12 protein-coding genes and 8 pseudogenes are annotated in these 20,475 nt (G+C 50.1%); 9 read left to right on the forward strand and 11 right to left on the reverse strand.

The features are described from left to right. The first annotated feature begins 31 nt into the window (after positions 1-31). The 3 genes and pseudogenes from O3W44_RS03030 to rnd all read left to right on the forward strand — a co-directional run bounded on the left by O3W44_RS03030 (position 32) and on the right by rnd (position 3,731). The gene (locus O3W44_RS03030) at positions 32-625 is read left to right on the forward strand and encodes a Slp family lipoprotein (protein ID WP_269291942.1); all 594 of its coding nucleotides are present in this window, start codon (positions 32-34) and stop codon (positions 623-625) included. Positions 626-833: 208 nt separating this feature from the next. After that, positions 834-2,510 carry a long-chain-fatty-acid--CoA ligase FadD gene (gene fadD / locus O3W44_RS03035; protein ID WP_269291943.1) on the forward strand — a complete coding sequence of 559 codons (1,677 nt, stop codon included), beginning with the start codon at positions 834-836 and terminating at the stop codon, positions 2,508-2,510. 100 nt (positions 2,511-2,610) lie between these two features. Continuing rightward, positions 2,611-3,731, forward strand: a pseudogene (gene rnd, locus O3W44_RS03040) (ribonuclease D). Positions 3,732-3,783: 52 nt separating this feature from the next. Here the strand turns inward: rnd and minE are convergent. From minE to minC, 3 genes are read right to left on the reverse strand one after another with little or no spacing between them, the layout of a single operon-like run. Beyond that, positions 3,784-4,053: a cell division topological specificity factor MinE gene (gene minE, locus O3W44_RS03045; RefSeq protein WP_269291944.1), complete on the reverse strand. Its 270-nt coding sequence runs from the start codon at positions 4,051-4,053 to the stop codon at positions 3,784-3,786. A 3-nt stretch (positions 4,054-4,056) separates the two neighbouring features. Then, positions 4,057-4,869 carry a septum site-determining protein MinD gene (gene minD / locus O3W44_RS03050; RefSeq protein WP_269291945.1) on the reverse strand — a complete coding sequence of 271 codons (813 nt, stop codon included), beginning with the start codon at positions 4,867-4,869 and terminating at the stop codon, positions 4,057-4,059. A 33-nt stretch (positions 4,870-4,902) separates the two neighbouring features. Continuing rightward, positions 4,903-5,604 (reverse strand): septum site-determining protein MinC, encoded by a 702-nt coding sequence (minC, locus tag O3W44_RS03055; RefSeq protein ID WP_269291946.1) that lies wholly within the window; start codon positions 5,602-5,604, stop codon positions 4,903-4,905. 154 nt (positions 5,605-5,758) lie between these two features. Here minC and O3W44_RS03060 point away from each other — a divergent pair. From O3W44_RS03060 to O3W44_RS03070, 3 pseudogenes are all read left to right on the forward strand, one after another. Beyond that, positions 5,759-6,028 (forward strand): annotated as a pseudogene (locus tag O3W44_RS03060) (YcgL domain-containing protein); the annotation flags it as partial. A 318-nt stretch (positions 6,029-6,346) separates the two neighbouring features. Continuing rightward, positions 6,347-7,005 (forward strand): annotated as a pseudogene (locus tag O3W44_RS03065) (fumarylacetoacetate hydrolase family protein). A 63-nt stretch (positions 7,006-7,068) separates the two neighbouring features. Further along, positions 7,069-7,514, forward strand: a pseudogene (locus O3W44_RS03070) (YcgN family cysteine cluster protein). A 51-nt stretch (positions 7,515-7,565) separates the two neighbouring features. Here O3W44_RS03070 and dsbB read toward each other — a convergent pair. Both dsbB and nhaB read right to left on the reverse strand, forming a co-directional pair. Then, a complete protein-coding gene (dsbB, locus tag O3W44_RS03075; protein ID WP_269291947.1) occupies positions 7,566-8,096 on the reverse strand; it encodes a disulfide bond formation protein DsbB in 531 nt (176 codons plus the stop codon). Positions 8,097-8,219: 123 nt separating this feature from the next. After that, positions 8,220-9,748, reverse strand: a pseudogene (gene nhaB / locus O3W44_RS03080) (sodium/proton antiporter NhaB). 212 nt (positions 9,749-9,960) lie between these two features. Between nhaB and fadR the strand changes: the two are divergent. After that, complete coding sequence (fadR, locus tag O3W44_RS03085) at positions 9,961-10,680, forward strand: fatty acid metabolism transcriptional regulator FadR (RefSeq protein WP_269291948.1); 720 nt, start codon at positions 9,961-9,963, stop codon at positions 10,678-10,680. A 34-nt stretch (positions 10,681-10,714) separates the two neighbouring features. Here the strand turns inward: fadR and O3W44_RS24900 are convergent, their stop codons facing one another. Continuing rightward, positions 10,715-10,918: a hypothetical protein gene (locus O3W44_RS24900; protein ID WP_442954658.1), complete on the reverse strand. Its 204-nt coding sequence runs from the start codon at positions 10,916-10,918 to the stop codon at positions 10,715-10,717. A gap of 81 nt (positions 10,919-10,999) precedes the next feature. Next, positions 11,000-12,249, reverse strand: a pseudogene (locus O3W44_RS03090) (SpoVR family protein); the annotation flags it as partial. A 500-nt stretch (positions 12,250-12,749) separates the two neighbouring features. On the opposite strand from O3W44_RS03090, the gene O3W44_RS03095 reads away from it, so the two are divergent. Both O3W44_RS03095 and dadX read left to right on the forward strand, forming a co-directional pair. Continuing rightward, positions 12,750-14,051, forward strand: coding sequence for a D-amino acid dehydrogenase (locus tag O3W44_RS03095; RefSeq protein WP_269291949.1), 1,302 nt, complete (start codon positions 12,750-12,752; stop codon positions 14,049-14,051). Positions 14,052-14,069: 18 nt separating this feature from the next. Beyond that, positions 14,070-15,140, forward strand: a complete 1,071-nt coding sequence (dadX, locus tag O3W44_RS03100; protein WP_269291950.1) for a catabolic alanine racemase DadX — start codon at positions 14,070-14,072, stop codon at positions 15,138-15,140. On the opposite strand, the pseudogene O3W44_RS03105 reads toward dadX, so the two are convergent. The 4 genes and pseudogenes from O3W44_RS03105 to O3W44_RS03120 form a co-directional block, all read right to left on the reverse strand. Then, positions 15,133-16,327 (reverse strand): annotated as a pseudogene (locus tag O3W44_RS03105) (multidrug effflux MFS transporter). The gene dadX and the pseudogene O3W44_RS03105 sit on opposite strands and share 8 nt — an antisense overlap. Positions 16,328-16,457: 130 nt before the next feature. Next, the gene (wbaP, locus tag O3W44_RS03110) at positions 16,458-17,924 is read right to left on the reverse strand and encodes an undecaprenyl-phosphate galactose phosphotransferase WbaP (protein ID WP_269291951.1); all 1,467 of its coding nucleotides are present in this window, start codon (positions 17,922-17,924) and stop codon (positions 16,458-16,460) included. Between the two features lie 379 nt (positions 17,925-18,303). Beyond that, positions 18,304-18,537, reverse strand: a complete 234-nt coding sequence (locus tag O3W44_RS03115; protein WP_269291952.1) for a DUF1480 family protein — start codon at positions 18,535-18,537, stop codon at positions 18,304-18,306. Between the two features lie 67 nt (positions 18,538-18,604). Then, positions 18,605-20,340: pseudogene (locus tag O3W44_RS03120) on the reverse strand (potassium/proton antiporter). Positions 20,341-20,475 lie beyond the last annotated feature (135 nt).

The raw sequence follows: 20,475 nt of genomic DNA on the forward strand, positions 1-20,475 counted from the left end.
AGTCTAATCACATATTATCTGGAGAACGCCTATGTCCATCTGTAGAAAAAGCCTGACTGGTCTGATATTGACCTGTGCTCTGGTTTTAAGTGGCTGTGTTTCTGTGCCTGACACTATCAAAGGTGGCGCGGCGCTTCCTCAACAAGATCTGTTGCGGGTAATGAACGATCCGGCAATTTATGTCGGTCAGGAGTCGCGCTTTGGCGGTAAAGTCGTCAATGTCACTAATCTTACCGGTAAAACGCGGCTGGAGATCGCCACGCAGCCGCTGGATGAAGGAGCTCGCCCACGACTGGGTGCGGCTTCCGTTGGACGGATCTATGCGGATATCCATGGCTTTGTTGATCCGGTTGATGTAAAAAATCAATACGTTACGGTACTGGGCACCATCAAAGGCACCGAAGAAGGAACCATTGGTGAAGCCAAATATAAATTCGTATTGATTGATGTGCGTGGCTATCAACGCTGGCGTTTAACCCAGCAGGTGATGTCGCCGCCACAGCCGATCGATCCCTGGATTTGGTACGGTCCGACCCGTTATCGTCCCGGCTACTGGGGGCCCAATCCATACTGGGGAATGTACAGTAGCGGCCCGGCTCAGGTTGAAACCATCCTGACCGAATAATCCTGATGTGGCGTACTGTTTTCAGCCCGGTAGCGGCGTAGGCACCGGGCTTTTTAATGTGCTTTTCAACCGGCACGAAATTTAGTGATGAACTTCGCAACCTCAAAATGCCGAAACAGCCAAACTGGTACAATCAGTTAAAATATTGTTAACAAACTGAAAGGCTGAGGTAGCGATGGGAATACAACATGATTATCGGGGTGAATCCTTGAACAAGGTTTGGCTTAAACGCTACCCGGCAGATGTTCCTGCCGAAATTAGTGCGGATCGTTATACCTCATTGATCGATCTGTTTGAACAAGGTGCAAAACGCTACGCCGACCAACCCGCATTTTGGAATATGGGTCAGAAGATGACCTATCGCCAGCTCGATGAGCAAAGCCGGGCTTTTGCCGCCTATTTGCAAAATGCTTTGCATCTCAAGCCTGGCGAACGTGTCGCCCTGATGATGCCAAATTTGCTGCAATATCCCGTGGCCCTGTTTGGCGTATTACGTGCAGGCCTTGTGGTGGTGAATGTCAATCCGCTCTATACCCCACGTGAGCTTAAGCATCAGCTCAACGATAGCGGAGCCAGTGCCATTGTTATCGTTTCGAACTTCGCCCATACGCTGGAAAAAGTTGTGGCGGAGACAGCAGTAAAACATGTGATTTTGACCCGGATGGGAGATCAGCTGGCGCCAGTGAAAGCGACGCTGGTTAACTTTGTCATTAAATATATCAAGCGGCTGGTGCCTAAATATCACTTACCGGGCGCCATCTCATTTCGCAGCGTATTACAGCTGGGTGCTGAGATGCCTTATCAGCGTCCGGATGTCAGCAATGACGATATCGCTTTCCTGCAATATACCGGTGGCACCACGGGCGTGGCGAAAGGGGCTATGCTGACGCACCGCAATATGCAGGCCAATCTCGAACAAACCAGAGCGACCTACGGCAAAGTGCTGCGTGACGGGAAGGAGTGCGTTGTCACGGCGCTGCCGCTGTATCACATCTTTGCTCTGACCGTGAACGGCCTGCTGTTCTTTGAGCTGGGTGGGCAGAATCTGCTGATTACCAATCCGCGTGATATTCCCGGCTTCGTCAGGGAGCTGTCGAGATTTCCTTTCAGCGCGCTGACTGGCGTAAACACTTTATTCAACGCGCTGTTGAACGACGCTGATTTTAATAAGCTCGATTTTTCCACGCTGCGTCTTTCCGCTGGCGGTGGCATGGCGGTGCAAAAGGCTGTGGCGGAACGGTGGGAAAAGCTGACCGGTCATTATCTGCTGGAAGGTTATGGCCTGACTGAATGTTCTCCGTTAGTGTCTGTTAATCCATATGACATCAGTTGCCATACCGGCAGCATTGGCTTGCCGGTGCCCTCTACGGATATCCGCGTCGTAGATGACGCAGGCAATGATGTTTTACCCGGTGAACCGGGTGAGTTGTGCATTCGTGGCCCGCAAGTGATGCTGGGCTACTGGCAACGCCCCGACGCGACGGCTGAAGTCCTCAAAAATGGCTGGCTCCACAGCGGTGATATTGTTACCGTTGATCAGGAAGGGTTTATCCGCATCGTCGATCGTAAAAAAGATATGATTCTGGTTTCCGGATTCAACGTCTATCCTAATGAAATCGAAGATGTGTTGATGCAGCATCCAAAAGTGCGCGAAGCGGCGGCAATTGGGGTTCCCAGCGATTTATCGGGCGAGGCGGTGAAAGTCTGCGTAGTGAAAAAGGATCAGTCTCTGACGAAAGATGAACTGCTTGATCACTGCCGCCGTCAGCTAACAGGCTACAAAGTGCCCAAAATTATTGAGTTTCGTGAAGAACTGCCGAAGACCAATGTCGGCAAAATTTTGCGGCGTGAATTACGAGACGATGCGAAACCCAGCGCAAGCTGAGTGCCAGCATGAATACAGGTTGAACGCCGGCGATGACCGGCGTTTTTATTGCTTTTAACATGGAGCACCGCGCGCGGTTTGCTGCGGTGAAAAAATGAACGTGAACTATTCCCTGATCGACCAGGATGATCAACTGGCAGAAGTCTGTCAAAAAGCCCGCCAGCATGCGGCTGTGGCCCTCGACACTGAATTTGTTCGTACGCGCACTTACTATCCACAGTTGGGGCTGATTCAACTTTATGACAGCGAACAACTGGTCCTTATCGATCCTCTGAAAATCAGCGACTGGTCATCGTTTATCGACTTACTGACGGACACCGGCGTCACCAAATTTCTCCATGCGGGCGGTGAAGATTTAGAGGTGTTCCTTCATCGCTTCGGGGTTCTGCCACAACCGATGATTGATACGCAAATTCTGGCAGCATTCTCCGGGCAGCCACTTTCGTGGGGCTTTGCCTCTATGGTGGCGCATTTCACCCAGGTTCAGCTGGACAAAAGCGAAGCGCGCACCGACTGGCTGGCTCGCCCGTTGACTGAACGTCAGTGCCAGTATGCCGCGGCAGATGTACATTTTTTGTTACCTATTGCACATCAGTTAATGGAGCAAACAACGGCTGCCGGCAATATGGAGGCTGCGCTCAGTGAATGCGAGAATTTGTGCCAGCGTCGACTCGATATTCTCACCCCTGAAGAGGCCTGGCGTGATATTACGAATGCCTGGCAGCTGCGCCGCGTCAGTTAGCCGCCTTACAGCGTCTCGCCGCATGGCGTTTAAACGTGGCACGGGAAAAAGATATGGCAGTGAACTTTGTCGTGCGGGAAGAAAATCTGTGGAAAGTGGCGCGCTTTATGCCCGGTTCACTGGGCGAGCTTGATCATCTGGGCTTGTCAGGCCATGAAATTCGTTTTCATGGAAAAACGCTACTGGCGCTGGTCGATGAGACGCAGGCACTCAGCGAGGATGATTTGCCGCAGCCGTTAGGCAATCTTATCGATCATCCGAACTACAAGCAGGTTTTCAAAGCGATTAAAGCATTGGTGCAGCAGGTGAGCGAGCAAAGCGGCTTTAGCCAGGAGCTTCTGGCATCACGGCGGCAGATTAATCAGGTATTGAGCCAGCACTGGGGACTCAAGCCACAAAATCGTTTACCTGAACTGTTAACCGGCTGGCGCGGCAAGGTGTTAAAACCAGGTATCGATCACATTCTGGCGGATATCTGACAGGCGAAATTCCCCTGCAACTGAGCAGGGGAAATTCAGGAAACCAGCAGCGTCATTTAGTCACGTCTTCCGTTTCCGGTAGCGTCACGTTCAGCTCCAGAATGGAGATATCATCGCCTTTCTGGTCCAGTTGAACCGTAACCATTTCTGGATCGATCTTCACATATTTGCAAATCACTTCCAGAATGTCGCGCTTAAGCTGCGGAAGATAGTGGGGCTCACTGTCGCCCCTTCTGCGTTCTGCCACGATAATTTGCAGCCTTTCCTTGGCTATATTGGCAGTGTTCTTCTTCCGGGATAAAAAGAAATCAAGTAATGCCATGGTTTATCCCCCGAACAGGCGTTTCAGGAAACCCTTCTTCTCTTCTTCAATAAAGCGGAAGGGGCGTACTTCACCGAGTAACCGCTCAACGGTATCGGCATAGGCTTTGCCAGCATCAGATTCGCTGTCGAGGATCACCGGCTCGCCCTGGTTGGAGGCGCGTAACACAGATTGATCTTCCGGTATCACACCGACTAACGGAATGCGCAGGATTTCCAGCACATCTTCCATGCTCAGCATGTCGCCACGACTGACGCGGCCAGGGTTATAACGTGTCAGTAACAGGTGCTCTTTAACCGGCTCCTGACTGTTTTCAGCGCGGCGGGATTTCGAAGAAATGATGCCGAGAATGCGATCGGAATCGCGCACTGAAGAGACTTCAGGATTGGTGGTAATAATCGCTTCGTCAGCAAAATAGAGAGCCATCAGCGCACCCGTTTCAATACCGGCCGGTGAATCACAGACGATAAAGTCAAAGTCCATCGCGATTAAATCATTCAGCACTTTTTCAACGCCTTCGCGCGTCAGGGCGTCTTTATCACGTGTTTGCGAAGCGGGCAGGATATAGAGCTGCTCGGTACGTTTGTCTCTGATCAGTGCCTGATTCAATGTCGCATCGCCCTGAATCACATTGACGAAGTCATACACTACGCGACGTTCGCAGCCCATAATCAGATCCAGGTTACGCAAACCAATATCGAAATCGATAACGACCGTCTTTTTGCCTTTCTGCGCTAAACCGGTGGCGATGGCCGCGCTTGACGTGGTCTTACCAACGCCCCCTTTACCTGATGTAACTACAATAATGCGTGCCATAAATATTGATTTCCTTAACGAAAGAAAAGGGGCCTAATTAAGTGTCTGGATAGTGAGGGCGCCATCCTGAAGGCACAGGCGCGCTGCTTTACCAAAAAATTCTTCCGGGATCTGGTCCATAATCCAGTACTCTCCGGCGATTGAGACCAACTCTGCTGCCAGGTTGGTGCAAAAAATCTGGCAATCGCGATCGCCGCTGGCACCCGCCAACGCACGACCGCGCATCATGCCATAAATATGGATATTGCCGTCGGCAACCAGCTCAGCGCCCGCGCTGACGCTGTTCGTTACGATCAGATCGGCGTCGCGGGCGTAGATCTGCTGGCCCGATCGCACGGGCGTGTTGACGATGCGGGTTTTCACGGCGGCAGGTGCGGCGACAGGCGGCCTGGCTTCAGGCTCAGGGACGTCGTTACGCGCTTTCCCCTCTTTGCCTTCTGCCAGAACCGGTAAACCCGCACGGGCAATCATGCGTTTGAGCGCATCATCTTTACAGCCGCTGACGCCCACAATACGTAATCCTGTGGTCAGCACAGCCTGTTGCAACTGTTTCCAGTTAACTTCGCCATTCAGTGCCGCCACGTTCAGCACCACGGGGGCGTTTTTCAGGAAAGCGGGAGCCTGTTCAATTTTGTCTTGAAGTGCCTTGCGAATCACCTCGGGATCGTGGTGATGCAGATGAACGACAGACAGTGTGAAACTGCTACCTTTGAATTCGATTGGCGTTTGCGACATCTGTCCCGACTCAGTCCTGTTTTCACTACCGTTTGCTGAAGGATGATTAAATCATCATTAAGCGAAAACGGTGAATATTCGAAGTTCTGCAAGCATGTTATAGTTACAGCTATATACAGACAAGCCTCAATTCCAGTTAATTCGAGTAAAATATATGTTTTGTGTGATCTACAGAAGCCCGTTACGTGACCAGACTTATCTCTATGTTGAAAAAAAAGACGATTTTTCGCGTGTGCCTGAAGAATTACTGAAAGGCTTCGGTAAGCCCCAGCTGGCAATGGTTTTATCGCTGGCGGGCCGCGATAAGTTAGCGAATGCGGACATCAATAAAGTTAAGCAGGGATTAAGCGAACAGGGCTTTTATTTGCAAATTCCACCACCGATTGAAAATCTGCTAAAAGTTCATCTTGGAAGCGATAAAAAGATTAATTCGGATTCATCTGTAAATATAAACAGTCATTGTTTAAATATCGTCAAAAATAAATTGTTCTCAGCGATAAAATATTAATGGCGCGCGCTTGCGCCATTAAAACGCTTATTTTAACGGCACCGTTAATGCTCCCGCTGTGCAATATTTCACCATTTCAACCTGTTGATTCACGGTTTTTGACAATTTCCGCATACCTGACCAGTAAAACCATCTTATTATTTGCCGACGAGGTTGGCCGTTCGACCAGCGCGTAAGCAAGCATCAATCCGCCAGCATCGCTGGCATCACACCAAACAAAAGCAGGGGATTAGCATGTATCAGCATCGTAACTGGCAAGGCGCTCTGTTGGATTATTCAGTCAGCAAAGTGGTTTGCGTCGGCAGCAACTATGCGAAACACATTAAGGAAATGGGCAGCGCAACGCCTGTCGAGCCGGTGATATTTATCAAACCCGAGACCGCGCTATGCGATTTGCGCCAGCCGCTGTCTGTTCCCAGCGCATTCGGCGAAGTTCATCATGAAGTCGAGCTGGCGGTGCTGATTGGTGCCACGCTGAAGCAGGCGAATGAAGAGCATGTGGCAAAAGCGATTGCCGGTTATGGCGTGGCGCTGGATTTAACCTTGCGTGATTTACAGGCCAAATTAAAGAAAGCCGGGCAACCCGGGAAAAATCAAAGGGCTTTGATAACGCTTGTCCGCTTTCGGGCTTCATTCCCGTGTCAGAATTTAGCGCCGACCCGCAAAACGTTGAACTTAAGCTGGTAATCAACGGTGAGGTTCGTCAGCATGGCAGCACGGCTGATATGATCCACAAAATTTTACCGCTGATTGCACATATGAGTCAGTATTTTACCCTGCGTGCTGGTGACGTCATTCTGACCGGGACACCGGAAGGGGTTGGACCACTGCATTCTGGCGATACGCTGGAAGTGTCACTGGCAGGCCAGAGTATCAGCACTCGCGTACTGTAAAGCTTGCATCGCCGCACCGGAGGCTTTATAAGGTGCGGTTTGATTTAAAGCAGGACATTGATCATGACTGAAATCCCTTTCTGGCAACACAAGCGTTTGGCACAAATGAGCGATGAGGAATGGGAATCCTTGTGTGATGGTTGTGGTCAGTGCTGCCTGAACAAATTGCAAGATGCTGATACCGATGAAATCTATTTCACCAACGTCGCCTGTAACCAGCTCAACATCAAAACCTGTCAGTGCCGTAACTATGAGCGCCGTTTCGAGCTCGAAGAAGACTGCATTAAACTGACGCGGGAAAACCTCACCACCTTTGACTGGCTGCCGCGTACCTGTGCTTATCGTCTGTTAGGTGAGGGCAAAACCTTACCAGCCTGGCATCCTTTGCGCGTGGGTTCGAAAAAGAGATGCATGCGCAACGTATTTCGGTACGTTACATTGCGGTGCGGGAAAGTGAAGTTCGGGACTGGGAAGATCATATTATTGATCGCCCCGATCGCAACGGATAACGTGGATTAAAAAGGCTGCCTCTGGCAGCCTTTTCAACATTAGCGACTCAGTCAGCGACTAAAAAGATCGCGGCGTTTGGCTTTAAACGGCTGTGCAAGCAGAACCAGCAGACCCACCAGCAAATAGCCAGCAAAAATGACAATCATCCACTGCGGCATACTGAATGTCAGAAAAGTCCAGCCTCGCTCTGCGCAATCACCGCTGGCAACGAAAACTGAAGGCAACCACTTATCCAGTGGCAGCCAGCCTGGGAAGCGTGCTGCGAAATCGCAGGTAACAAAAGGATTAGGATGCAACTGAAGCATGGTGTGTTCCCAGGAGAGGCGTAATCCTTCCCAGGCACTATAGAGCCAAACCAGCAGTGCAACAAAACGCAACGGCGTTTTAGGTGCAATCGCGCCAGCAATGCCCGCGCCCATCACGCCAAACAGGGCACAACGTTCATAAATACACATGACGCAGGGGCTTAACCCCATAACATGCTGAAACCACAATGCCGTTAGCTCCAGCGCCAGCGCCGTCAGTGCCAGTAATAACCAGGCTCCGCGACCACGAGAACATTGATTCAGATATCGCAACATATTGCCTTCCCTGTAAACGTGAATGGCTGGCAGTGTAAACCAAAAGCGAGCCCACGCCAGCCTGGCGCAACGGAAAATCATGTACAAACATGATCTCACCCTGCACCAGACGGGCCAGGCCGATTAAAAGTGAGGCGATGTGATCCAGCCGGCATTCATCATCATGTCGGTAAAAGGCACCAGCAGAAACTGAATACACAAGAAACCTATTATCGATAAGACTACCGTAAACGGTAAGGCCATCCAAACCATCCGACTATAAGAAAGCCGAATCAGCGGTGCCAGTGCTGACGTAAGTAAAAACAGAAAGGCGGCCTGACCATTCGGTGTGGCGACAGAAGGCAAATTAGTGCCGGTGTTAGTGGCAACCGCCAGCATCTCAAACTGACGTGCATCAATCATACCGCTGTCGAGCGCATGTTTCGCTTCGTTGATATAAACAGAACCGACAAACACATTATCGGAAATAGAGGAGAGCAGCCCGTTGAAGACATAAAACCAGTTAAGCTGTGCCGCAGGTTCGGCATTGAGAACAAATGTAATCAGCGGCGTAAAAAGTTGCTGCTCCACAATGACTGCCACGATAGCGAAAAAGACCGCGAGCAGCGCGGTAAAAGGCAGGGCTTCTGTAAAGGCCTGACCAATAGTGTGTTCATCGCTGATACCGCAAAGTGAGGTCGCCAGAATGATCACCGATAAGCCAATTAACCCGACTTCAGCCAGATGAAAAGCCAACGCGATAATTAGCCAGACGCCAATTAGCGCCTGAATCACCAGTTTAAGGGTATCCTGTCGGGTGCGCTGAGCAGCAGCCTGACGCTCATTATCCACTAAAATCTGGCGCACGGCCTGTGGAAAAGTGACACCGTAACCAAACAGGCGGAAGCGTTCTACTGCAACACTGGTTAAAAGACCACACAGCAAAACCGGCACCGTAACCGGAGCCATCCGCAGGAAAAAACTGAATGAAATCCCAGCCAGCAGCATTAGCGATAATCAGGTTTTGCGGCTCGCCGACCATCGTCATCACCCCCCAGGGCGGTGCCAATGCCAGCCTGCATCATCAGGCTTCGCAGGAAAGCGCGGAACTGTTCCAGCGTTTCACGCTGAGCGATAGCCTGTCCCTGGAATTTAGGATCGGATGCGACGCGGTGATAAATCTCATAAAAACTTACCGCCACGCTGATCACCACCGCTAGCACTGTCAGGGCATCAAGAAAAGCGGAGAGGAAGCCGGAGACAACACAAAAGGTCAGGCCAAGTAAAACTTTAGAACGCAGCGTCAGCAGCAGTCGGGTAAAAACAAACAGCAGCAGCTGCTTCATAAAAAAGATGCCTGCCACCATGAAAATTAACAGCAGCAACACTTCCAGATTATTCGCCAGTTCAGCTTTTACCTGTTCGGCGCTGGCCATGCCAATAAAAATAGCCTCAATGGCTAATAATCCGCCGGGTAAAAGCGGATGACACTTTAGCGCCATGCCTAACGTAAATATAAACTCTGCAACCAGCAGCCAGCCGGCTAAAAAAGGGCTAACAAAGAAGTAGATAAGGGGATTAAGAATAAGGAAACCGATCATCAGTACCTTATACCAGTCCGGTGAATGACCAAGAAAATTTCGTTTAAATGCCTGGGCGTAGGTTAATTCCATCCGCGTTAAGATCCTGTTGTAGTCAATGCGATGTGCCGCAAAGAATAATCTTAGGCAGGTAAGGGCGCAAATCCTGTTAATCAAACCAGAGGAAAGCGGTTGAATTTTGCACCAGCGCGCGCTTTAAATAGTTGCACAGGCTATATCCGCTATAGGCCGTCTGGTATGATGAGTGCCTACCACGAAAAAGAAAGCAACGAGAACACACTGCTATGGTCATTAAGGCTCAGAGTCCAGCGGGATTTGCTGAAGAATATATTATTGAAAGCATCTGGAATAGCCGCTTTCCCCCTGGGTCAATTTTGCCTGCTGAACGTGAGCTTTCTGAATTGATCGGGGTAACGCGCACCACGCTTCGCGAAGTTTTACAACGTCTGGCGCGTGATGGCTGGTTAACTATCCAGCATGGTAAACCGACGCGCGTAAATGACTTTTGGGAAACGTCAGGGCTTAATATTCTGGAAACTCTGGCGCGTCTCGATCATGACAGCGTACCGGTATTAATTGATAACCTGCTGTCAGTGCGCACCAATATTTCGTCAATCTTTATCAGCCGCGCATTGCGTCATCATCCCGATAAGGCGCGGGAAGTCTTAGAAAGCGTTGCTCAGGCTGAAGATCAGGCTGATGCCTTCACTGAATTAGACTATCGCGTGTTCCGTGGGCTGGCTTTTGCTTCCGGCAACCCCATTTACGGTTTAATCCTCAATGGGCTTAAAGGCCTTTATACACGTGTCGGGCGTCACTATTTCTCTAATCCTGAAGCGCGTCAGGTGGCTCGTGATTTCTATAACAAGCTGTTCAGCTTGTGTGAGGCACAGCCATCGCAGGATGAAATTGTCGAAACCGTCAGAAATTATGGCCGTCGCAGCGGTGAAATCTGGCACAGCATGCAAAAAAGTATGCCAGACGATCTAAGCAGCAAACGTTAATAAAAAACCGGACAGCATGTCCGGTTTTTTGCTTTTACAGTGCGCTGCCGCGTGGAGGGTTGCGATCCAGTAATTCAACGCTACCATCTTCATTTTGCTGTTCCAGAATGACATCAAAGCCCCACAAACGGTGCACGTGCTTAAGCACTTCACGACGGCTTTTATCCAGCGGCGTGCGGCTTTGCGGCACATAACGCAACGTCAGCGAGCGATCACCGCGTAAATCGACGTTATACACCTGAATATTTGGCTCAAGGTTGCTCAGATTATACTGCGCAGAGAGTTGTTGACGAATAGCCCGGTAACCCGCTTCATCATGGATTGCGGCAATTTCCAGATAATTATTGCGGTCATCATCCAGCACGGTGAACAGGCGGAAATCACGCATGACTTTTGGCGACAAAAACTGACTGATAAAGCTTTCATCTTTGAACTCACGCATGGCAAAGTGCAAGGTTTCCAGCCAGTCTGAACCGGCAATATCCGGGAACCAGTAGCGATCTTCTTCCGTTGGCGACTGACAAATACGTTTAATATCCTGGAACATGGCAAAGCCCAGCGCATACGGATTAATACCGTTATACCAGGGGCTGTTATACGGCGGCTGAAACACCACATTGGTGTGGCTGTGCAGAAATTCCATCATGAAGCGTTCTGTCACTTTGCCTTCATCATAGAGGTGATTCAGGATGGTGTAATGCCAGAAAGTGGCCCAACCTTCGTTCATCACCTGAGTCTGTTTCTGCGGATAAAAATACTGGCTCACCTTACGCACGATACGCAGGATCTCACGCTGCCAGGGTTCCAGCAGCGGCGCATTTTTCTCCATAAAATAGAGTAAGTTTTCCTGCGGTTCAGAAGGGTAACGGGCAACTTCAACCTGCACCGCCTCTTTTTCCCGACGCGGCAACGTACGCCAGAGGGTGTTTACCTGACTCTGCAGATATTCTTCGCGGCTTTTTTGACGCGCTTTCTCTTCCTGGAGCGAAATCTTTGCGGACGCTTATAGCGATCAACGCCGTAATTCATTAATGCATGACAGGAATCAAGCAGGCGTTCAACTTCCTCCACCCCATACCGTTCTTCGCAGTCAGAAATATAGTTTTTGGCGAACAGCAGGTAATCAACGATGGAGCTGGCATCAGTCCAGCTGCGGAACAGATAGTTATTTTTAAAAAATGAGTTGTGACCGTAACAGGCGTGCGCCATAACCAGCGCCTGCATCGTCATGGTGTTCTCTTCCATCAGGTAAGCGATACAGGGATTGGAGTTAATAACAATCTCATACGCCAGTCCTTGCTGACCGTGTTTATAACGCTGTTCGGTCTCTATGAACTTTTTGCCAAATGACCAGTGAGCATAGTTAATTGGCATACCCACGCTGGAGTAAGCATCCATCATTTGCTCAGAGGTGATCACTTCAATTTGGTGAGGATAGGTCTCGAGCCGATAGAGTTTAGCTACGCGGTCGATCTCGGCTAAGTAGACATCAAGCAGGTCAAATGTCCAGTCTGGTCCGTCATTGAGTCGTTTGCTGTCCTTAATGGGATCGTCAAAGATAGTCGTCATAGCGCACCTCTGTTTTGCAAACGGGCTTACCAGAGTAGCCCGTTCCGGTTATTTAAGGCTTCATCCTGAGAAAGAAAACCCAAAAACTGAGTGAACACTTCAATGATAGTCCACTGTCGCCTATCCGAAACCGGAACTCAAATGAATTCTTTGGCAGAAAATCATTTGAACTTTATTGCAGTGGAATTAAATAGCCTTATCTTCGATAATCTATTTTGTCGTTAGCATAATATCCTGTTTGTAAGCGTATTGTATGGGGTTGGCTTTTTCTCCTGATAAAAGATGAATTAACTAAAGCGAATGTCATTAATTCCTGCAATTTTTAAAAAAGGCGTATAAACCACTGATTTTTGTCTGCCACCAAGATTTTAGTTACCAGTTTGGTAAAAAAGATGTGAAATAGTTACATCAATTTGGCGAGGGTGATGGCTGATTAATTACGCTGAATATATCCTTAGAGTTAGTGGATTATGCTTTTAAAAAATTGCAGCGGGGGACATATGCACATAGTGATTCTGGGTAGTGGTGTGGTTGGCGTCGCGAGTGCCTGGTATCTGGCACGAGCAGGACATCAGGTAACCGTGATTGATCGTCAACCTGCAGCAGCAATGGAAACCAGCGCAGGTAATGCCGGTCAAATCTCACCGGGCTATGCTGCGCCCTGGGCAGCGCCGGGCGTGCCGTTGAAAGCCGTAAAGTGGATGTTTCAGCGCCATGCGCCGCTTGCAATTCGTCTGGACGGCAGCAGTTTCCAGCTGGAATGGATGTGGAACATGCTGCGCAATTGCGACATTGATCACTATCAACAGAATAAAAGTCGCATGGTGCGCATTGCTGAATACAGCCGCGACTGTCTTAAAGCCCTGCGTGCTGAAACGGGTATCGCTTATGAGGGGCGTCAGGGCGGCACGCTACAACTTTTTCGCACTCAGCAGCAATTCGATAGCGCCAGCAAAGATATCGCTGTTCTGCGTGACGCGGGAGTTCCTTACGAGCTGCTTCAGGCGCACGAGCTGGCGCGTGTTGAACCCGCGCTGGCAGCAACACAGCACAAGCTGACTGGCGGGTTGCGTTTACCGAATGACGAAACCGGTGACTGTCAGCTTTTCACTCAGCGCCTGGCAAAAATGGCAGAAGAGGCTGGCGTGGTGTTCCGCTTCAACACCCCGGTAGATCAACTGCTGCGCGAAGGCAACCGGATCTACGGCGTGAAGTGCGGCGCTGAAGTGATCAAAGCTGACAGCTATGTTGTGGCGTTTGGTTCGTACTCCACTGCGTTGTTAAAAAATATCGTTGATATCCCGGTTTATCCTTTAAAAGGGTATTCACTGACCATTCCGATTAAAAATCCTGATGCTGCGCCGCTCTCAACCATTCTGGATGAAACCTATAAAGTGGCAGTGACGCGCTTCGACGATCGCATTCGCGTAGGGGGAATGGCTGAAATTGTTGGTTTTAACACCAAACTGCTGAATGCACGTCGTGAAACGCTGGAGATGGTCGTCAGTGATCTCTATCCTGAAGGCGGTCATATTGAGCAGGCCAGTTTCTGGACCGGTTTACGTCCTATGACACCGGATGGTACGCCAATTGTAGGTGCAACGCCGTTATCTAATCTTTATCTGAATACCGGACACGGCACCCTGGGCTGGACCATGGCCTGTGGCTCCGGTCAGTTGCTTGCCGATCTGATCTCAGGAAAGAAACCGGCGATTACTGCGGACGACCTGTCAGTTTTTCGCTATCTGCCAGGATTCAACGCGAGCGCCTCACCGCTGCGCAATGCCAATGCCACTCGTTAAGCTATCAGGGAGAGTTGTATGTCACGTCCAATTGTCGCTACCGTTAATCAACAGGCGTTGCGGCATAATCTGGCCATTGTTCGCCAGGCTGCACCAGAATCACGTGTGTGGTCGGTGGTTAAAGCGAATGCCTATGGTCATGGGATTACGCGTGTCTGGCAAAGTCTGGCGGAAACCGATGGCTTTGCCTTGCTTAATCTGGAAGAGGCAATCCTGCTGCGCGAGCAAGGCTGGAAAAAACCCATTCTGCTGCTGGAAGGATTTTTTCATGAAAGCGATCTGGTGCTGATTGACCAGTATCGTTTGACCACCAGTGTGCACAGCAACTGGCAAATTCAGGCGCTGGCGAAGGCGCCATTATCGGCGCCAGTTGATGTTTATCTTAAGGTTAACAGCGGGATGAACCGGCTCGGTTTTCGTCCCGAACACGTCAGCAATGCCTGGCATAAATTGCGCTCGTTAAAAAATGTAGGTGATATGACGCTGATGGCGCATTTTGCCGATGCGGAAAATCCTGAAGGTCTTATCGAACCTCTGCAGCGTATTGATCGCGCGGCAGAAGGGCTTGATTGTCCGCGCTCGTTCGCCAACTCGGCCTGTACCTTATGGCATCCTGAGGCGCATTATAACTGGGTTCGTCCGGGCATTGTGTTGTATGGCGCATCACCGAGCGGTAACTGGCAAGATATTGCCAGCAGCGGCTTACAACCGGTCATGACGCTTACCAGTGAAATTATTGGTATGCAGCAGTTGAATGCAGGCGATGGCGTGGGATACGGCTATCGCTATCATGCGCCACAGGCACAGCGTATCGGCGTAGTGGCGTGCGGTTATGCCGATGGTTATCCGCGTCATGCGCCTTCCGGCACGCCAGTCATGGTGGATGGCACGTTGACGCAAGTCGTCGGGGCTGTTTCGATGGATATGATTACTGTTGATTTAACCCCATGCCCGCAAGCTGGCATCGGTTCGCGGGTAGAATTATGGGGTGAGCAGGTAAAAATTGATCAGGTAGCAAAAGCAGCCGGAACGGTGGGCTATGAGCTTATGTGTGCCCTTGCGCCACGCGTTCCGGTTAAGGTTATTTAAGCGCGGTTAGCGTACCGTGCATTTTTTTAGTGCAGCGCCAGGCAATCAGCGCCAGGGCTGCACCCGCTATCATCATCCACGCCAGCGCCATTTTTTTCACTCAACGGCAGGGCCACAATCAATAAGCTTCCCGCTGCACCGCCAGCCATTTGAATAAAACCCTGTAAAGCTGACGCCACGCCTGCCTGTTGTTGATAAGGCTCCAGCGCATAGCTGGTCGCCGGCCCGACGGTAAACGCCAGGCCCGCCACGGCAATCGCCACGGGCAACATATACAGCGCCCAGTGGGTCTGTATCGCAGCGGGCAGCAGCAGCATCCCGGTTATTAATAACAGCGCGCCGAGCAGCATCGTGACGCAGCCCATTGCCAGACAAAACGGGCGACCGACTTTGCGAATCGTTTTATTTACCAGCACGCTGACCAGCATGATCCAAAATCCATTGGCACCAAAGGCAAAAGAAAACTGAATGGGTGACAATCCGCCTTCGGTCATCAAAACCTGTGGCGCGAGCGAAACATAGGTCAGTACCATGCCTAACGCACCCGCATTAGCAAAAGCAAATGCCAGAAAACGCGGCTGGCTTAAAATTTCTGCGTACTGTGCAACGGGTAAGCCCTTAACGCGCAGCGTATTGGCCGGACGTGTCTCAGGAAGCCAGACGATAACCAGCAGGGTAATCAGGGCGGCATAGCTGCACAGGAACCAGAAGGGCGCGCGCCAGTCGAATGCGCTGGCCAGTAATCCGCCCAACAGGGGAGCCAGCGCAGGAACGATATTTAACGCCCCATTCAGAAAACCATAGGCACGCGCAGCGTCATCGCCACTCAAACGGTCGCGTACGCCACTGAACGCTACCACAGCAGTGCAACAGACTGCGCAGCCCTGTACCAGGCGCGCAATCAAAAACAGCGGCCAGGACGTTGCGGTAGCCGCAATCGCGCTGCCGATGATATAGAGCGCCAGCCCCACCAGGGCAATTGGCTTACGACCATAATTATCAACCAAAGGACCCGTTACAAGCTGGCCAACACCCATTACCAGCAAAAACAGGGGAATGGTGGTCTGGATCAGACTGACTGGCGTATTCAGCCCTTCAGCGATTTGTGGCAACGTGGGCAGATAAAGATCAATGCCTAAAGGCGCCAGCAGCACCAGGCTTAATAACAGTAAAGTAAATTTTTGCATAACAACCAGAGGGTAAACGTTCTGTGAAAAAACGAAGGCGGTGAGGTTAATGACTCAGCACTGAAAAGGGAAGAGAAAAACAGGATATAAAATGCGATGCCTGTGGAAACAGGCATCGCCAGAACTTCAGTCAGTAAGCGCCATCCCGGCGCAATACCACACCGGCTGTTTTAAATAGAATGGCGATATCAGTCCACAGCGCCCAGTTTTTGACATACCAGGAATCGAAGTAGACACGAGTATCATAATCGATGTCGTTTCGACCACTGACCTGCCATAAACCCGTCATACCCGGTTTCGCCATCAGGTAGTAATCAACATCGCCTGCATAACGTTCCAGTTCGGCTTCGATAACCGGACGTGGGCCGACCAGGCTCATTTCGCCACGAATGACATTCCATAACTGCGGCAGTTCGTCCAGGCTGGTTTTACGCAGAAAACCGCCAATTTTGGTGATGCGCGGATCGTTTTTCAGTTTGAAGTCTTTATCCCACTCGGCGCGCGCTTCCGCGCTTGTCGCAAGCAGATTTTCGAGCACTTCTTTTGAATTGGTCACCATTGATCGAAACTTCAGGCACTTAAACTTTTTGCCTTCCTGGCCTACACGTTCGTGACCGTAAATCGCATTGCCGCCGTCGCGCTTTACCATATAACAGAGCAGGCCAAACACCGGAGCCAGAAACAGCAGCAGCAGAGAGGCGACCACAATATCGAAGGTGCGTTTCAGGAAGCGCGATGAGTGCTTGGCAAGGTTATTGCTGACGCGCAGGATCATCACTTCGTGGCTGAAGATAAAGGACATATCCGTGCCGTACAGCGGCACGCCACGCAAAGTAGGGATCACAGACACGGAGCGGCAATTCATCCTGGAGAGAAACTTCAACCAGCGGTCACGCATCGGCTGCTGTTCATACTCCATCGCCACGATGAACTGGATATTATCGCGATCAATGGTTTGCCAGTTAATGTCTTTCCAGGTAATGACCGGCACGCCATTGACACTTTGCTGCTGAGGAACATCATCGACGGAAATAAAGGCCTGCACGTTATAGCCAAGGATCTCTTCGCTTTGTAAGGCGGTATAAGCTTCAGTGGCATTTTTTCCTGAGCCAATAATAATTGTCTCTTTTTGCCACTGTCCGGCTTTGTTAATTGCGCGTTTCACTAAAGTACGCATCAGCGGCAGCAGCAGCAGGGCGTAAGTCCAGCTAAACACCCAAATCATGCGGGAGAAATCCCACCGGGAAAAAGCAATCAGGGCGAGATCAAGCAGTGAAAAAACAAATAATGTTTTAACAATATCTTTTAACTCGAACCAAAAAGGTTTGCGGTAAGTGTAATGACGTAAGCGTACCCAGAACCAACCGGTACACATTACTGACATAATAAACTGTGCAATAAAACGGTATTCGATTTGATGCGGTGGAATAAATGAATCCAGTTCTCCCCAAATACCCTGGACTGTGGCGGCGGACAAGAAGAGCGCCAAATTAAAAGCAATTAAATCTGAAAAGCTTAATGCGAACTTAACGATGATGTTTTTACGCGTTCCGCTCCATGAGCGGCTCGCATCATTCATTATCAATGTACTTGCCATAAAACCTGCTCACTTTTCTTAAGTAAAAGATGGCCTGACCAGAATCAAGTACGCGTTCAGGAGTGGGCTACTGAAAATTAGAAAAGACCAATTTTCAGATAATTACAGTTGTTAAATCGCTATTCGCTGCCATCAGAGCAACGGAAAAAATGTGATTTCCATCATGAAAAAGTGCAGCGACGTTTAAGAGTATGCAGGAGATATGTGAAGGAGTTAATACGGAATAATTCTGAAAACTCAAAAAAGCACTAAAGTTTTTAAAGGCTAATTCTTTGAAAATAAAGAGTTAAATAGTTTTAAACCTGCTTATAACCATTGCGTTTAAGCCTGTTTTTCGGAATTACCGCCAATCGGGTGACTGGCGGTTAATTACCTCAGCTCATGCAGGTTTTTTGAGCACCCACCGATCGCCTTCTTTATCATAATGCGCAATTTGCAGATCCACCGGATTACCGTCTATCCAGGCAGGAACGCTGGTCTCATGATCCCAGCCGTCAAGCTGATAACTCAAACCGGGATTGGTCTGGCAGGGAATGCTAACCGTTTCAAGTTTTTCGGTGTCGAGTTCGGCATCAATTATCTCGTAACGGCCAATTTTTACCACGTGTCCCATACTTTTCTCCCGTATATGCTGGGTTGAATATTTAGCTTAGTGGGTTTACGTGGAATTACGAGCCTGTTTAATTAGGATTAATCCTTGTCTGCGACCGGGCGCACCCCAATTTTACAATTCGGTTATCTTCTTTCTCTGCCACGGTCCAGGTGAGCTGATTCCATTCAATTTGATCGCCGACTACTGGCGCACCGCCCAGCATGCTTAATATTAACTGACCAAGCGACTGTTGATCGTTGGTCTCTTCACCCAGCTCCAGACCGTAAATTTGTGCCACATCGCGTAATCGTGCTTCAGCGTCGAGAATAAAGTCGCCAAAGAAGCGTTGATCAAGCGAGACGGGCGGTGACTGACTAAACATTTTGCCCAAAGCCGGAAGATCGCGCTCGCGTCCAATCACGCAAATGACATCATTTTCTTTCAGGCGCGTCCCCCATTCGGATGCATCAACACATTATCGCGAAACAGTGCCGCGATCCGTGTTTCTCGCGGCATCTGTAAATCGCGTAACGCTGCGCCAACACACCATTTATCGGCGCTGAGCTGATACACAAACTGTTCCCAGGGGTTCTCAGGATGAATATCCAGACCGACGCGACTGATGGGTGAGGCCGTCGGCGGTACCACGACTTTCGCTTTCTTCGCGGCAAAGCCGAGCGAGGTGCCCTGTAACATCAACGACACCATGACGACAAAAAAGGCAATATTGAAATAGAGCGAAGCATTTTCAAGCCCGGCCATCATCGGGAACACGGCCAGAATGATCGGCACCGCACCGCGTAAGCCTACCCAGCTGATGAAAACGCGCTCGCGAGCGGTGAAACTGCGAAACGGCAGCAAGCCGATGAACACTGACAGCGGACGCGCCACTAAAATAAGCCAGAGCGATAACAGCATGGCCGGAAGGGCGATATGCCACAGATCAGACGGCGTCACTAACAGCCCTAACACGATAAACATGCCAATCTGGCTGAGCCAGGCCATACCGTCAAAGGTCTGCAAAATGCCGTGTCTGTTGCGTATCGGTCTGTTACCCAGCAGGAACCCGCACAGATAAACGGCCAGAATACCGCTGCCCTCCAGCATGGTAGTCAGGGCAAACACTAAAATCCCGCCACTGACCGCCAGTAAAGGGTATAAACCACTGGCCAGATTGATGCGATTAATTAACTGCTGAAGCGCCCAGCCACCGCCAAGCCCCAGTGCGATACCCAGACCAAACTGTTGAATTAAATGCACCAGGAACATCCAGTCGATGCGGGTTTGCCCCTGTTGAATCATTTCTATTAGCGTAATGGTCAGAAAAACGGCCATTGGATCGTTACTGCCCGACTCAATTTCCAGCGTAGAGCTCACGCGTTCATTAAGGCCCTTATCGCCGAGCAGAGAAAATACCGCCGCGGCATCAGTAGAGCCGATGATGGCACCAATCAGAAAGCCCTGCATCATGTCCAGGTCGAACAGCCAGGCCGCCACCAGTCCGGTTAAACCCGCGGTGATCATGACGCCAAGCGTAGCAAGCGACAGCGCCGGTCCCAGCGCGACTTTGAACGAGCTGGCTTTGGTGCGCATGCCACCATCAAGCAGAATAATTGCCAGGGCCAGGTTGGAAATTAAATACGCCGCAGGATAGTTATCAAAAGCAATACCGCCAATACCATCAATGCCGGTGAGCATGCCCAACGCCAGAAAGATAACTAAGATAGGAATGCCTAAACGGGAAGAGAATGAGCTGAGTAAAATGCTTGATGCAACCAGCACAGAACCGATGATAAACAGACTGTAAACGATATTGTGGTTCAAACCCGGTCTCCTGCGCTAATAAGGGGCATTATGAATAAAACAGGGCGTTTTTCCTGCGCTATTGATGAAAGATAATGTTTTATCAAAGAGTTGTCATCGTGAATATTAAGATGAATTAAAATGTTTATCGCGTAG

Source organism: Pantoea sp. LMR881 (assembly GCF_027157825.1).
Lineage (GTDB): Bacteria > Pseudomonadota > Gammaproteobacteria > Enterobacterales > Enterobacteriaceae > Pantoea > Pantoea haifensis.

Coding starts and splice junctions, on each gene's coding strand:
- minC (WP_269291946.1), bottom strand. CDS start 5,604: ATGTCGCAAACGCCAATCGAATTCAAAGGTAGCAGTTTCACACTGTCT.
- O3W44_RS03115 (WP_269291952.1), bottom strand. CDS start 18,537: ATGGGACACGTGGTAAAAATTGGCCGTTACGAGATAATTGATGCCGAA.
- dadX (WP_269291950.1), top strand. CDS start 14,070: ATGTCACGTCCAATTGTCGCTACCGTTAATCAACAGGCGTTGCGGCAT.
- minD (WP_269291945.1), bottom strand. CDS start 4,869: ATGGCACGCATTATTGTAGTTACATCAGGTAAAGGGGGCGTTGGTAAG.
- O3W44_RS03030 (WP_269291942.1), top strand. CDS start 32: ATGTCCATCTGTAGAAAAAGCCTGACTGGTCTGATATTGACCTGTGCT.
- minE (WP_269291944.1), bottom strand. CDS start 4,053: ATGGCATTACTTGATTTCTTTTTATCCCGGAAGAAGAACACTGCCAAT.
- O3W44_RS03095 (WP_269291949.1), top strand. CDS start 12,750: ATGCACATAGTGATTCTGGGTAGTGGTGTGGTTGGCGTCGCGAGTGCC.
- fadR (WP_269291948.1), top strand. CDS start 9,961: ATGGTCATTAAGGCTCAGAGTCCAGCGGGATTTGCTGAAGAATATATT.
- dsbB (WP_269291947.1), bottom strand. CDS start 8,096: ATGTTGCGATATCTGAATCAATGTTCTCGTGGTCGCGGAGCCTGGTTA.
- wbaP (WP_269291951.1), bottom strand. CDS start 17,924: ATGGCAAGTACATTGATAATGAATGATGCGAGCCGCTCATGGAGCGGA.